The sequence below is a fragment of the Micromonospora sp. NPDC049301 genome, assembly GCF_040678715.1.
In the GTDB taxonomy this organism is placed as follows: Bacteria; Actinomycetota; Actinomycetes; order Mycobacteriales; family Micromonosporaceae; genus Micromonospora.
This window is the reverse complement of record NZ_JBFAQO010000002.1, coordinates 626,849-640,925: the sequence shown is the minus strand read 5'-3', so window position 1 is coordinate 640,925 and position 14,077 is coordinate 626,849. Positions and strand designations below refer to the sequence as shown.

The 14,077-nt window shown below is 72.4% G+C and carries 11 protein-coding genes; 7 read left to right on the top strand and 4 right to left on the bottom strand.

The window, feature by feature from the left end; genetic code table 11:
* Window positions 1–4: 4 nt before the first annotated feature.
* Both AB0K07_RS09085 and AB0K07_RS09080 read right to left on the bottom strand, forming a co-directional pair.
* Complete coding sequence (locus tag AB0K07_RS09085; protein ID WP_363752326.1) at window positions 5–1,111, bottom strand: iron ABC transporter permease; 1,107 nt, start codon at window positions 1,109–1,111, stop codon at window positions 5–7.
* On the bottom strand, window positions 1,108–2,154 hold the full coding sequence (locus AB0K07_RS09080; RefSeq protein WP_363752323.1) for an iron ABC transporter permease: 1,047 nt from the start codon (window positions 2,152–2,154) through the stop codon (window positions 1,108–1,110). The genes AB0K07_RS09085 and AB0K07_RS09080 overlap by 4 nt, the downstream gene beginning before the upstream one ends.
* Before the next feature lie 141 nt (window positions 2,155–2,295).
* Between AB0K07_RS09080 and AB0K07_RS09075 the strand changes: the two genes are divergently transcribed.
* Window positions 2,296–2,655 carry a YciI family protein gene (locus AB0K07_RS09075; RefSeq protein ID WP_363752320.1) on the top strand — a complete coding sequence of 120 codons (360 nt, stop codon included), beginning with the start codon at window positions 2,296–2,298 and terminating at the stop codon, window positions 2,653–2,655.
* A 16-nt stretch (window positions 2,656–2,671) separates the two neighbouring features.
* On the opposite strand, the gene AB0K07_RS09070 is transcribed toward AB0K07_RS09075, so the two are convergent.
* On the bottom strand, window positions 2,672–3,241 hold the full coding sequence (locus AB0K07_RS09070; protein WP_363752317.1) for a cytidine deaminase: 570 nt from the start codon (window positions 3,239–3,241) through the stop codon (window positions 2,672–2,674).
* Window positions 3,242–3,244: 3 nt separating this feature from the next.
* Between AB0K07_RS09070 and hrpA the strand changes: the two genes are divergently transcribed.
* Complete coding sequence (gene hrpA / locus AB0K07_RS09065; protein ID WP_363752314.1) at window positions 3,245–7,315, top strand: ATP-dependent RNA helicase HrpA; 4,071 nt, start codon at window positions 3,245–3,247, stop codon at window positions 7,313–7,315.
* Window positions 7,316–7,322: 7 nt separating this feature from the next.
* Here hrpA and AB0K07_RS09060 read toward each other — a convergent pair whose 3' ends face one another.
* Window positions 7,323–8,252 (bottom strand): LysR family transcriptional regulator, encoded by a 930-nt coding sequence (locus AB0K07_RS09060; protein ID WP_363752311.1) that lies wholly within the window; start codon window positions 8,250–8,252, stop codon window positions 7,323–7,325.
* A gap of 77 nt (window positions 8,253–8,329) precedes the next feature.
* On the opposite strand from AB0K07_RS09060, the gene AB0K07_RS09055 reads away from it, so the two are divergent.
* The 5 genes from AB0K07_RS09055 (at window position 8,330) to AB0K07_RS09035 (ending at window position 13,993) form a co-directional block, all read left to right on the top strand.
* Window positions 8,330–9,019, top strand: a complete 690-nt coding sequence (locus tag AB0K07_RS09055) for a succinate dehydrogenase cytochrome b subunit (RefSeq protein ID WP_363752308.1) — start codon at window positions 8,330–8,332, stop codon at window positions 9,017–9,019.
* Window position 9,020: 1 nt separating this feature from the next.
* Window positions 9,021–10,958: a fumarate reductase/succinate dehydrogenase flavoprotein subunit gene (locus AB0K07_RS09050; RefSeq protein ID WP_363752305.1), complete on the top strand. Its 1,938-nt coding sequence runs from the start codon at window positions 9,021–9,023 to the stop codon at window positions 10,956–10,958.
* Window positions 10,955–11,719 (top strand): succinate dehydrogenase/fumarate reductase iron-sulfur subunit, encoded by a 765-nt coding sequence (locus AB0K07_RS09045; RefSeq protein ID WP_363752302.1) that lies wholly within the window; start codon window positions 10,955–10,957, stop codon window positions 11,717–11,719. Before AB0K07_RS09050 ends, AB0K07_RS09045 begins: the two co-directional genes overlap by 4 nt.
* A gap of 163 nt (window positions 11,720–11,882) precedes the next feature.
* Window positions 11,883–13,067: a zinc-dependent alcohol dehydrogenase gene (locus AB0K07_RS09040; RefSeq protein WP_363752300.1), complete on the top strand. Its 1,185-nt coding sequence runs from the start codon at window positions 11,883–11,885 to the stop codon at window positions 13,065–13,067.
* The gene (locus AB0K07_RS09035) at window positions 13,064–13,993 is read left to right on the top strand and encodes an SDR family NAD(P)-dependent oxidoreductase (protein ID WP_363752298.1); all 930 of its coding nucleotides are present in this window, start codon (window positions 13,064–13,066) and stop codon (window positions 13,991–13,993) included. Before AB0K07_RS09040 ends, AB0K07_RS09035 begins: the two co-directional genes overlap by 4 nt.
* Window positions 13,994–14,077: the final 84 nt, after the last annotated feature.

Below are 14,077 nucleotides of genomic sequence, written 5' to 3'. Positions count from 1 at the left end.
GGCGTCACGAGGACCGCCGCCGTCCGCGCAGCAGCAGGAAGATCAGGTACGGCCCGCCGATCGCGGCGGTCAGCACGCCGGCCGGGAGTTGGGTGGGCGCGATCAGTCGCCGGCCGGCCAGGTCGGCCAGCACCAGCAGCAACGCGCCGAGCAGCGCCGCGCAGACCAGCGGCGGTCGTTCGGCCCGGACCAGCCGCCGGGCCACCTGGGGGGCGACCAGGGCCACGAAGTCGACGGCGCCGACCTGGGCGGTGACCATCGCGGCGACGAGCACGCCAGTGCCGGCGAGCCCGATCCGGCGGGCCACCGGGCGCAGCCCCACCCCGCGAGCGGTGTCGTCGTCCAGCGCGGTGCTGTTCAGCGCCCAACCGGCCCAGGCCAGCACCGGCAGCAGCACCAGCAGCGTGCCGGCGATCCAGGCGGCCTCGGTCCAGCCCTTGCCGGCCAGGGTGCCGATCAGCCAGATCTGCGCGCGCAGCCCGTCGATCGGGTCGGCGGTGAGCATGACCACCTCGGTCAGCGCCCGGAAGGCGAACGCGACCGCCACCCCGGCGAGCACGAAGCGCTGCGCGGCCAGCCCGTGTCGGGCGCCGAGGGCGAACAGCAGCACCGCGGCGAGCAGCCCGCCCACCAGCGCGGTGGGCGCCACCAGCACCGCGGCCGTGCCGCTGGTCAACGCCACGGTCGCGGCGAGCCCAGCGCCCTGAGTGATGCCGATGACGTCCGGACTCGCGAGGGGGTTGCGCGCCACGCTCTGGATCAGTGTGCCGGCCACGCCGAAGGCTGCGCCCGCCACTGCGGCCAGCACGATCCGGGGCAACCGCAGATCGAAGACGATCAGGTCGTACGGGGTGCCCGCCCCGGAGAGCGCGCGCAGCACGTCGGCCGGGGCGACGTACGGGGTGCCCAGGGAGAGGCTGAGCACCACGGCGAGCAGGAGCAGCACGGTCAGCGTCGCGGCCACCAGCACCGCGCGGCGGCGGACCTGCAGGCTGATCGGGCCGATCCGCAGCAGCGACCGCCCGGGCAGTCGCGCGCCGGCGGCACCGGGCGACGCGTCGGCGTCGGGTGCGGTGGCCGAGGAGTCGGGGCGGCGGTCGGTGGTGGTCACGCGGTCACCACCCGGGCGCGGCGGACCAGCACGGCCAGCAGTGGCGCGCCGATCAGGGCGGTGACGATCCCGGCCGGTATCTCGCCGGGCGGGGCGACGAGCCGGCCGACGACGTCGGCGCCGAGCAGCAGCGCCGGCCCGAGCAGGGCGGAGACGGCGAGGGTCCAGCGGTGGTCGGCGCCGACCAGGGCGCGCGCCAGGTGCGGCACGGCCAACCCGACGAAGGCGACCGGGCCGGCCGCCGCCACCGCGGCACCGGTCAGCAGCACCGCGGCGAGGCCACCGCCGAGGCGGACCAGGCCGACCCGGTTGCCGAGGCCGCGGGCCACGTCGTCGCCGAGGGCCAGCGCGTCCAGACCCCGGGCCACCAGGGCGGCCAGCAGCAGCCCGGCGAGGACGAAGGGCAGGACCTGTGCGGTGACCGACAGGTCCCGCCCGGCCAGCCCGCCGACCACCCAGAACCGGTACTCCTCGAAGGTGCGCGCGTCGATGCTGAGCAGCGCGTACACCCCGGAGGCCAGGCTGGCGTCGAGCGCCGCGCCGACCAGCGCGAGGGTGACCGGGCTGGCGCCCTCGCGGGCCCGCGCGGCGATGGCGAAGACGAGGATTCCGGCGAGCAGTGCGCCCGCGATGCCGAACCAGACGTACCCGGCGAGCGTGCCGACACCGAAGACGGAGATGGCCAGCACCACGCCGAACGACGCGCCGGCGCTGATGCCGAGGATGCGCGGCTCGGCGAGTGGGTTGCGGGTGAGCGCCTGGAACAGCACGCCGGCAACGGCGAGGGCGAGCCCGACGGCGAGGCCGAGCGCGGTGCGCGGCACCCGCAACTCCCGGACGATGGTGCTGGCGTCACTGCCGTCCGGCGCGACGAGGGCGTGCCAGACCTGGTCGACGCCGAGTTGCCGACTGCCGAGAGCGAAGCTGGCCAGCACGGTGAGCAGCAGCACCAGCGCGGCGACGACGGTGACGGCCACCCGACGGCCGGTGCGTGTGCCGGACCGGTTGCGGGCCGGGGCCGGCCGGGTGGCGAGGGTGGTCACGAGTCTCCTGCACGTTCGCGCTTAGGTTCGCCTTACCTTAGCCGACGCGCTGAGGGTCGCCTAACTGGCGCTCGTCGATCCGGGGGCGGCTGAGCAGGGCGGACGCCCGCGCCGAGGGGGCGGCCCGCCTAGGGTGGGAGCATGCGATTCGACCAGCACACGGTCGTGCTTCTGGTCCGGCCGGAGGACGCCCCGGAGCTGCCGCAGGACGCGATCGACCGGTTGCAGGACGCGCACCTGGCCCACCAGGCGGGGCTCGTGGAGCAGGGACTGGTGCTCGCGGCCGGGCCGTTCCTGCACCCCGACGACGACCGGCTGCGGGGCTTCGTCGTGCTGTCCATCGCCCCGGACGAGGCCCGCGCGCTCTACGCCAACGACCCGGCCGTGCGGGCCGGGCGGCTGGCCGTGCGGGTGATGAGCTGGCTGGTGCCGGAGGGCAACGTGCGGTTCGAGAGCGTGCCGGTGCCCCGGTCGATGCTGGAGGCCGCGGCCGGCGACTGACCCGACGCCGGTGGGGTCAGCCGGTGGCGCCGGTCCGGGCCACCGGCACCACACCCCCGGTCGCCCCCGGGTCGACCTGCTGGTCGGCCCAGACGTACGTCTCCGGCAGCAGCTCGGAGATCTCGACCACCCGCAGGGCGTCCGCCGGACCGACGATCACCCGCAGGGCCGGGAAGTAGTCCCGCAGCACCTGCCGGCACCGCCCACACGGCGGAATGACCCCACGTCCCCGGTCCCCCACCGCGACGATGGTCTCCAGCTCGGTCACGCCCTGGGTGGCGGCGGCGCCGACCGCGACGATCTCGGCGCACGGGCCGCCGGTGAAGTGGTAGACGTTCACCCCGGTGAAGACCCGCCCGTCGGCGGTCCGGGCGGCGGCCGCCACGCTGTGGTTCTCGCTGCGGCACCGCAGCTTCGCGACCGCCGTGGCGGCCTGCACCAGCGCGCGGTCGGTGTCCCGCAGCTCCATCCCGGCCCCCCAGCGCTCGACGTCGGCCGCCAACTCTAGACCGCCGCGCGGCACCCGGAGAGCGGCGGCGCGGTAACCCAGGGGCGGTACGCGGCCGGGCTGCCTATCCTTGGGCACGACATGCAGAATCCAGCCGCCTCCGCCGCGACCGATCCCTTCCGCGAGCTGCACCGCCGCCTCACCCCCCTGATGTTCCGCGACCAGCGCCGGCTCCAGCGGCGGCTGGACGGCGCGCGCAAGGTCCGCGACCCGCAGCGTCGGGAGTCGGCGCTGGCCGAGATCACCGCCGAGGTCGACCGGGCCGAGCAGCGTCTCGCCGCCCGCCGGGCTGCAGTGCCCGTGATCACGTACCCGGCGGGGTTGCCGGTCAGCGAGCGCAAGGACGACATCGCCGCCGCCATCCGCGACCACCAGGTGGTGATCGTCGCCGGCGAGACGGGCTCCGGCAAGACGACCCAGCTACCCAAGATCTGCCTCGAGCTGGGGCGCGGGGTGCACGGCCTGATCGGGCACACCCAGCCTCGGCGGCTGGCCGCCCGGACGGTGGCCGACCGGATCGCCGACGAGCTGGGCACCGAGCTGGGTGACGTGGTCGGTTACAAGGTGCGCTTCACCGACCAGGTCAGCGAGCGCAGCCTGGTCAAGCTGATGACCGACGGCATCCTGCTGGCCGAGTTGCAGACCGACCGGATGCTGCGCCAGTACGACACGTTGATCATCGACGAGGCGCACGAGCGCAGCCTCAACATCGACTTCATCCTCGGGTACCTGCGGGAACTGCTGCCCCGCCGACCCGACCTCAAGGTGATCATCACCTCGGCGACCATCGAGACGGACCGCTTCGCCCGACACTTCGCCGGGCCGCCCACCGCCGACGAGCCACAGGGCGTACCGGCGCCGGTGGTCGAGGTCTCGGGGCGGACCTACCCGGTGGAGGTGCGCTACCGGCCGCTGGTCGAGGTGGCCGAGGGCGAGGAGGACGGCGACGGCGACGAGGAGAACGTCCGCGACCAGATCCAGGCGATCGGCGACGCCGTCGAGGAGCTGGCCGCCGAGGGCCCCGGCGACATCCTGGTCTTCCTCAGCGGGGAACGGGAGATCCGGGACACCGCCGACGCGCTGGGCAAGCTGGTGCAGAAGAAGCGCTCGCTGCTCGGCACCGAGATCCTGCCGCTGTACGCCCGGCTCTCCTCCGCCGAGCAGCACCGGGTCTTCGCTGCGCACACCGCACGTCGGGTGGTGCTCGCCACCAACGTCGCGGAGACCTCGCTGACCGTGCCCGGCATCAAGTACGTGGTGGACCCGGGCACCGCCCGGATCTCCCGCTACTCCAGTCGCCTGAAGGTGCAGCGGCTGCCCATCGAGCCGATCTCCCAGGCGTCGGCCAACCAGCGCAAGGGGCGCTGCGGCCGGACCTCGGACGGCATCTGCATCCGCCTCTACGACGAGCAGGACTTCCTCTCCCGGCCGGAGTTCACCGACCCGGAGATCCTGCGCACCAACCTGGCCTCGGTCATCCTCCAGATGACCGCGATCGGGCTCGGCGACCTCGCCGCGTTCCCGTTCATCGACCCGCCGGACCGGCGCAACATCACCGACGGTGTCAATCTGCTGCACGAGCTGGGCGCGCTCGACCCGGCCGAGGCCGACCCGGCGAAGCGGCTCACCGCGCTGGGCCGGCGGCTGGCCCAGCTGCCGGTCGACCCGCGACTGGCCCGCATGGTCGTCGAGGGCGAGCGCAACGGTTGCGCCACCGAGGTGCTGGTGATCGCCGCCGCGCTCTCCATCCAGGACCCTCGCGAGCGGCCGGCGGAGAAGCAGGCCCAGGCCGACCAGGCGCACGCCCGGTTCGCCGACAAGGAGTCGGACTTCGTCGCCTTCCTCAACCTCTGGCGGTACCTGCGGGAGCAGCAGCGGGAGCTGTCCTCCAGCGCGTTCCGCCGGATGTGCAAGGCGGAGTACCTCAACTACCTGCGGGTGCGCGAGTGGCAGGACATCGTCGGGCAGCTGCGCCAGGTGCTGCGTACCCCGGAGAACGGCGACCGGCGCGGCGGGCGGCCGGCGCGCGACACGGCGGACGGCGCGGACGCCGGCCGGGGTGCGGGCCGCCGGGGCGGAGCCGACCTGCCGGAGGAGATCGACACCCCGAAGGTGCACCAGTCGCTCCTGCCCGGCCTCCTGTCGCACATCGGCCTGAAGGACGCACAGAAGCACGAGTACCTGGGGGCGCGGGGCGCGAAGTTCGCCCTCTTCCCCGGCTCGGCGCTGTTCAAGAAGCCGCCGCGCTGGGTGATGGCCGCCGAGCTGGTGGAGACCTCCCGGCTGTGGGGCCGGATCGCCGGCCGGGTCGAGCCGGAGTGGGTCGAGCCGCTCGCGCAGCACCTGGTCAAGCGCAGCTACAGCGAGCCGCACTGGGAGAAGAAGCAGGCCGCCGTGATGGCCTACGAGAAGGTCACCCTGTACGGCATCCCTCTGGTCACCTCCCGCAAGGTCAATTTCGGCCGGATCGACCCGCCGCTGAGCCGGGAGCTGTTCATCCGGCACGCCCTCGTCGAGGGCGACTGGCAGACCCACCACCAGTTCTGGAGTGACAACCAGCGGCTGCTGGGCGAGATCGAGGAGTTGGAGAGCCGGGCCCGGCGCCGGGACATCCTGGTCGACGACGAGACGATCTTCGGCTTCTACGACCAGCGGATCCCGGCCGACGTGGTCTCCGGCCGGCACTTCGACGCCTGGTGGAAGAAGACCCGCCGGGACCAGCCCGACCTGCTCACCTTCACCCGCGACCTGCTGGTCAACGACGGCCGGGCGGGGGTCGACGAGGGCGACTACCCGGACGAGTGGCGGGCCGACGGGGTGACGCTGCCGCTGACCTACCGCTTCGAGCCGGGCACACCGACCGACGGCGTCACCGTGGACATCCCGCTGCCGCTGCTCAACCAGGTGCCGGCGGAGAGCTTCGACTGGCAGGTGCCCGGCCTGCGCGAGGAGACGGTGATCGCGCTGATCCGCTCGCTGCCCAAGGCGATCCGCCGCAACTTCGTCCCGGTGCCGGACTTCGCCCGGGCCGCCCTGGCGGCGATCACCCCCGGCGAGGAGCCGCTGCTGGACGCGCTCACCCGGCAACTGCGCCGGATGACCGGGGTCACCGTGCCCCGCGACGCCTGGGAACCGGGCAAGCTCCCGGCCCACCTGCGGGTCACCTTCCGGGTGCTGGGCGACGACGACAAGCCGGTCGCCGAGGGCAAGGACCTACCGGCCCTGCAACGCCAGCTCCGCCAGGAGGTACGCCAGGTGGTGGCCGCCGCCGCGCCGGAGGTGGCCCGTACCGGGCTGCGCGAGTGGAGCATGGGCACCCTGCCACGCACCATCGAGCAGGTCCGCGCCGGCTACGCGGTCACCGCGTACCCCGCGCTGGTCGACGAGGGCGCCACGGTCGGGGTGAGGGTCTTCGACTCCCCGGCCGAGGCGGAGGCGGCGCACTGGGCGGGCACCCGCCGGCTGCTGCGGCTCACCGTGCCGTCCCCGGCCCGGTTCCTGCAGGGCCGGCTGAGCAACGAGGCGAAGCTGGCGCTCAGCCGCAACCCGCACGGCGGCGTGCAGGAGCTGATCGAGGACGCGGCGGGCGCCGCCATCGACCGGCTGATCGGTGCGGCAGGTGGGCCGGCCTGGGACGCTGAGGGCTTCGCGGCGCTGCGCGAGAAGGTCCGCGCCGACCTGGTCGACACCGTCGTCGAGGTGATGGACCGGGTCCGCAAGGTCCTCGCCGCCGCGTACGCCGTCGAGCAGCGGCTCGGCGCCACCCGCAACCTCGCCGTGGTGGCCGCGCTGGCCGACATCCGCAACCAGCTCGCCGGGCTGGTGCACGCCGGTTTCATCACCGAGACCGGGTACGCCCGCCTGCCCGACCTGCTGCGCTACCTCACCGCCATCGAGCGCCGACTGGACCGGCTGGGCGGCAACCCGCAACGGGACCGCCAGCAGCAGGACCGGATCGCGGCGGTGCAGAAGGAGTACGACGACCTGCTCGCGGCGCTGCCACCGGCGCGGCGGCAGGAGACCGCCGTCCGGCAGATCCGCTGGATGATCGAGGAGTTGCGGGTGAACGTCTTCGCCCAGGCGCTGGGCACCCCGTACCCCGTGTCGGAGCAGCGGATCTACCGGGCAATGGACGACGCCGAAGGCAGATGACGGGCGGTCAGCGTGGATCCACACCCGGCGGGAGGTCGTCGTGGTCGATCGCGGACTGTACGTAGTCGAGCAGGATCCGGCGTAGCTCCCGGCCGGCGTGGGTCGGCACGACGTCCCGTCGGCGGGCCACCGCGATGGTCCGTCGCACGCCGGGCGGCGCCAGCGGGGTGATCCGCACGCCCGGCCGGCGCGCCAGCACGATGCCCGGCACCAGCGCGACGCCGAGCCCCGCCTCGACGAAGCTGAGCACCGCGTCCATCTCACCGCCGTCGACCGCGAAGGTCGGCTCGAAGCCCGCCGCGCGGCACGCCTCGATGGTGGCGTCGCGCAGGTCGTAGCCCTCCCGGAACATCACCATCGGCTGATCACGCAGGTCGGTGATGCGCAGTTCCCCGCTCACCGAGGCGGTCGGCACCTCCCCCACCGAGGCGACCACCAGGCTCTCCTGCAGGATCGGGTCGACGCGCAGCCCCGGGTCGGCACCCTGGGCCGGCATGATGATCAGGGCCAGGTCGAGGTCGCCGCGGAGCAGGTCGCGCACCAGGTCCTGGGAGCCGCCCTCCTCGACCTTCAGGTCGACGGTCGGGTGCGCGTCCCGGAACCGGCGCAGCACCGGCGGGGCGAGGGACGTGGCGAGGCTGGGGGTGGCACCGAGCCGGACCCGGCCCCGGCGCAGCCCGACCAGTTCCTGGACCTCACGGGTCGCGGTCTCCACGTCGGCGAGGATCCGGGTGGCCAACGGCAGCAGCACCTCGCCGGCCGCGGTGAGGGCGATGTTGCCCCGTATCCGTTCGAACAGCGGGGCCCCGAGGTCGGTCTCCAGAGCGTGAATTTGCTTACTGAGTGAGGGCTGAGTTATGCCGACGAGGTCGGCCGCTTGGGTGAAATGTCGTACTTCGGCCACCGCGACGAAGTACCGGAGCTGATGGAGCTGCATCTACATAGCTTACGGCTATCAACACTGCGAGTTTGATGCATTGGACGACTGATCGAAGTCCTCCTAGCGTCGATCCTGTGGTAGTCACGAAAACTCGGTCGCCCATCCGCTCCAACGTCGGCCTCAAGGCCGTCATGGCGGTGACGGGCATCCTGCTGGCGCTGTTCCTCATCGCGCACATGTTCGGCAACCTGAAGGTATTCACGGGGGAGACCTCGTTCGACCACTACGCGCACTGGCTGCGCGACATCGGCAAGCCGCTGCTGCCCGGCGTCTGGTTCCTGTGGATCCTGCGCACCGTGCTGGTGGTGGCGGTCGTCGCCCACATCGTGGCCGCGACCGTGCTGGCCCGCCGGGCCCGCGCCGCCCGCCCCGTGAAGTACGCCCACCGCAAGAAGGTCAACGGCAGCTACGCGGCCCGCACCATGCGCTGGGGCGGCGTGATCATCCTGCTCTTCGTGATCTACCACCTTCTGGACCTGACCACCGGCACGCTGAACCCGGTCGGTGACGAGAGCAAGCCGTACGGCAACGTCGTCGCGGACTTCGCGCCGGAGCGCTGGTACGTCACGCTCTTCTACACCCTCGCCATCGTCGCGGTGGGCTTCCACCTGCGACACGGCGCCTTCAGCGCGTTCCGCAGCCTCGGGCAGCAGACGCCGCGGGGCGAGCGCCGGGCACGCACCGCCGCGCTGGTCTTCGCCGTGCTGCTCTGCGCCGGATACCTGGTGGTCCCGTTCGCCGTTCTCACCGGATTGGTGTCCTGACATGGAACTCTTCACCGAGGGCGACCCGATCGCCGACACCAAGGCTCCGACCGGCCCGATCGAGAAGCGCTGGGACACCCGGCGCTTCGAGGCCAAGCTGGTCAACCCCGCCAACCGCCGCAAGATGACGGTGATCGTGGTCGGCACCGGCCTGGCCGGCGGCTCGGCCGCCGCCACGCTCGCCGAGCAGGGCTACCACGTCAAGTCCTACTGCTACCAGGACAGCCCGCGCCGGGCGCACTCGATTGCGGCGCAGGGCGGCATCAACGCCGCGAAGAACTACCGCAACGACGGCGACTCGGTGCACCGGCTGTTCTACGACACCGTCAAGGGCGGCGACTTCCGCTCCCGCGAGTCGAACGTGCACCGGCTGGCCGAGGTCTCGGTCAACATCATCGACCAGTGCGTCGCCCAGGGCGTGCCGTTCGCCCGCGAGTACGGCGGCCTGCTGGACACCCGCTCCTTCGGCGGCGCGCAGGTGCAGCGCACCTTCTACGCCCGGGGGCAGACGGGTCAGCAGCTGCTGCTCGGCGCGTACCAGGCGCTGGAGCGGCAGATCGGCCTCGGCAACGTGGAGATGAACGCCCGGCACGAGATGCTGGAGTTGGTCATCGTCGACGGCAAGGCCCGGGGCATCGTGGTCCGGGACCTGGTCACCGGCGAGATCAGCACCGAGATGGCCGACGCGGTCGTGCTCGCCTCGGGCGGCTACGGAAATGTCTTCTACCTCTCCACCAACGCCAAGGGCTGCAACGTCACCGCCACCTGGCGGGCGCACCGCAAGGGCGCGTACTTCGCCAACCCCTGCTACACGCAGATCCACCCGACCTGCATCCCCGTCTCCGGCGACCACCAGTCGAAGCTGACGCTGATGAGCGAGTCGCTGCGCAACGACGGCCGGGTGTGGGTGCCGAAGACCAAGGGCGACGACCGTAACCCCCGGGACATCCCGGAGGACGAGCGGGACTACTACCTGGAGCGGATCTACCCGTCCTTCGGCAACCTGGTCCCCCGCGACATCGCCTCCCGCGCCGCGAAGAACGTCTGCGACGAGGGACGGGGTGTCGGGCCGACCAAGCTCGGCGTCTACCTCGACTTCGCCGACGCGATCGGCCGGTTGGGCCGCAAGGCCATCGAGGCCAAGTACGGCAACCTCTTCGAGATGTACGAGCGGATCACCGGCGAGGACCCGTACGAGGTGCCGATGCGGATCTACCCCGCCGTGCACTACACGATGGGTGGTCTCTGGGTCGACTACGACCTCCAGTCGAGCATCCCGGGCCTGTTCGTGATCGGCGAGGCGAACTTCTCCGACCACGGCGCGAACCGCCTCGGCGCCTCGGCGCTGATGCAGGGTCTGGCCGACGGCTACTTCGTGCTGCCGACGACGATCGCCAACTACCTGGCCTCGGGCCCGCTGGAGAAGGTCGACGCCAGCCACCCGGCCGCGGTCGAGGCCCGCACCGACGTCGAGGACCGGATCCAGCGGCTGCTGGCGGTCAACGGCGACCGGACGGTGGACTCGTTCCACCGGGAGCTGGGCCAGATCATGTGGGAGCACTGCGGCATGGAGCGCAGCGAGGCGGGGCTGCGCAAGGCGATCGGCGAGATCCGCGCCCTGCGCGACCAGTTCTGGCAGCGGGTCCGGGTGTCCGGCGCCGGCGAGGAGCTCAACCAGTCGCTGGAGAAGGCCGGCCGGGTGGCCGACTTCTTCGAGCTGGCCGAGCTGATGTGCATCGACGCCCTGCACCGCGAGGAGTCCTGCGGCGGCCACTTCCGGGCCGAGCACCAGACCCCGGACGGTGAGGCCCAGCGCGACGACGACCGGTTCGCGTACGTGGCGGCCTGGGAGTTCACCGCCACCGGTGAGCCCTCGGTGCTGCACAAGGAAGACCTGAAGTTCGAATACGTCCACCCCACGCAGCGGAGCTACAAGTGAACCTGACCCTGCGCATCTGGCGCCAGAAGGGCCCTGAGGACAAGGGTCGGATGGTGACCTACCAGGTCGACGACGTGTCCCCGGACATGTCGTTCCTCGAGATGCTCGACGTGCTCAACGAGCGGCTGATCCTCGCCGGCGAGGACCCGGTGGCGTTCGACCACGACTGCCGCGAGGGCATCTGCGGCATGTGCGGTCTGATGATCAACGGGGACGCGCACGGGCCGCAGCGTGGCACCACGGCGTGCCAGCTGCACATGCGGCAGTTCACCGACGGCGAGACGATCGACATCGAGCCGTGGCGGGCCAGCGCCTTCCCGGTGATCAAGGACCTGGTGGTCAACCGGGGCGCCTTCGACAAGATCATCGCCGCCGGTGGCTACATCACCGCGCCGACCGGCAGCGCGCCCGAGGCGCACTCCACCCCGGTGGCCAAGGCCAACGCGGACGCCGCCTTCGAGTCGGCCGCCTGCATCGGCTGCGGCGCGTGCGTCGCGGCCTGCCCGAACGGCTCCGGCATGCTCTTCACCGCCGCCAAGCTGACCCAGCTCTCGCTGCTGCCGCAGGGCCAGCCGGAGCGCTACACCCGGGTGATCGGCATGGTCGACGCGCACGACGAGGCGGGCTTCGGCGGCTGCACCAACGCCGGTGAGTGCACCCCGGCCTGCCCGAAGGGCATCCCGCTGAACACCATCGGTCGGCTCAACCGCGACTACCTGATGGCCACCTCGAAGCGGGCCGACAACACCCCCGGCGCCTGACCGCCCGCCCCGCCCGGGGCAGTTCCACGACGCGACCGCCGTGCCACCTCGTTGGCGCGGCGGTCGCGTCGTTTCCGCCGGCCCCGTCCGCGATCTGGTCAGCCGGTTCAAGCCCTCCGCGACGGGTAGCAGTCTCCAGAGACGGCGACGAGAGGGGACGGGCATGAAGGCGTTGACCTGGCAGGGCAAGCGGGATGTACGGGTTGAAGAGGTGCCGGACCCCCGGATCGAGGAGCCGACCGACGCGATTGTCAAGATCACCTCGACCGCGATCTGCGGCTCGGACCTGCACCTGTACGAGGTGCTGGGGCCGTACCTGAAGCCCGGCGACATCCTCGGTCACGAGCCGATGGGCATCGTCGAGGAGGTCGGGTCGGAGGTCACCCGACTCAAGCCCGGCGACCGGGTCGTGGTGCCGTTCAACATCGCCTGCGGCAGCTGCTGGATGTGCCAGCGCCAGCTCTACGCCCAGTGCGAGACCACCCAGGTCAGCAGCGAGGGCAAGGGTGCCGCGCTGTTCGGCTACACCTCGCTCTACGGCTCGGTCCCCGGCGGTCAGGCCGAGTACCTGCGTGTCCCGCAGGCCCACTTCGGACCGATCACCGTCCCGCAGACCGGCGCCGACGAGCGCTACCTGTACCTCTCCGACATCCTGCCCACCGCCTGGCAGGCGGTGAAGTACGCCGACACCCCGCCCGGCGGCACCCTGGCCGTGTTCGGTCTGGGCCCGGTCGGCCAGTTCTGCGGCCGGATCGGCCGCCACCTCGGTGCCGGCCGCGTGATCGGTCTGGACCTGGTACCGGAGCGGCTGGAGCTGGCCCGCCGGCACGGCATCGAGGTACTCGACGTCGGCGAGCTCGACGACGTGCCGGGCGCGCTGATCGACCTGGTCGACGGACGCGGCCCGGACGCGGTGATCGACGCCGTCGGCATGGAGGCGCACGGGTCGCCCGCCGGCAAGCTCGCCCACGCCGCCGTCGGACTGCTGCCGGACGAGCTGGCCCGGACGATGACCGACCGGGTCGGCATGGACCGGCTCTCCGTCCTGCACGCCGCGCTCAAGTCGGTCCGCCGCGGCGGCACCGTCTCGCTCTCCGGCGTCTACGGCGGTGAGGCGGACCCGATGCCGCTGATGGAGATGTTCGACCGGGGCCTCCAACTGCGGATGGGGCAGTGCCACGTACGCCGGTGGACCGACGAGATCCTGCCGCTGCTCGCCGGTGACGACGACCCGCTGGGCGTGGAGGACCTGCGCACCCACCGGGTGCCGCTGGCCCGGGCTCCGGAGGCGTACGAGATGTTCCAGAAGAAGGAGGACGGCTGCATCAAGGTTGTGCTGGCTCCGTGAGCCGGGTCGTGGTGATCGCCGGTGCGACCAGCGGGATCGGCCGGGCGACGGCGCGGGCATTCGCCGAGCGCGGCGACCGCCTCGTCCTCGCCGCCCGCGCCACACGGACCCTGGCCGAGGTACGCGCGGAGTGCGCCGACGCCGACGTGCTGACCGTGCCCACCGACGTCACCGAGGCGGGCGCGCTGGACGCGCTCGCGGAGGCCGCGCTCGACCGGTTCGGCCGCATCGACGTCTGGGTGCACACGGCGGCGGTCATGGCCTACGGGCGCTTCGACGAGCTGCCGGAGCACGTCTTCGAGCAGGTGGTGCGGACCGACCTGCTGGCCGCCGCCGGCTCGGCGCGGGTGGCGGTGCGGCATTTCCGGGCCACCGGAGCAGGCACCCTGATCCTCACCGGCTCGGTCCTCGGCCACATCACCGCGCCGTACATGAGCGCCTACGTGGCCAGCAAATGGGGGTTGCAGGGACTGGCCCGGACGGTGCAGCAGGAGCTGCGCGACAGCCCGGAGATCCGGCTGTGCCTGGTCAACCCGGGCAGCGTGGACACCCCGGTGTACCAGCAGGCCGCCAACTACCTGGGCCGGGTCGGCCGGCCCCCACCGCCGGTCACCGGCCCGCAGCGGGTGGCGCGGGCCATCGTGGACTGCGTGGACCGGCCCCGCCGGGAGGTCTCCGTGGGTCGGCTGAACGTGGTGATGCGGGTCGGCTTCACCCTGCTGCCGGGCGTGTACGACGTCCTGGTCGGCCCATTGATGCGGTTGGCCGGGCTGAGCGGTCGCCCGGTCGCCGCGCACGATGGCACGGTTTTCGCCCCGAACCCGGCCGGCGAGGCCTTGCGCGGCGGTCACCTGCCTGACCTGCGACAGCTCGCCCGCAGCGTGCCCGGGCCGGTCGGTGCCGCGCTGCGCCGGCGGCTCGGCTGAGCGGTCCGGGGGGTCACCTTGCATCGATCAACTCGCCTAGGGTGGTGGTCCGGCAAGCGCTCCGGCGCACCACGATGGGGGAGA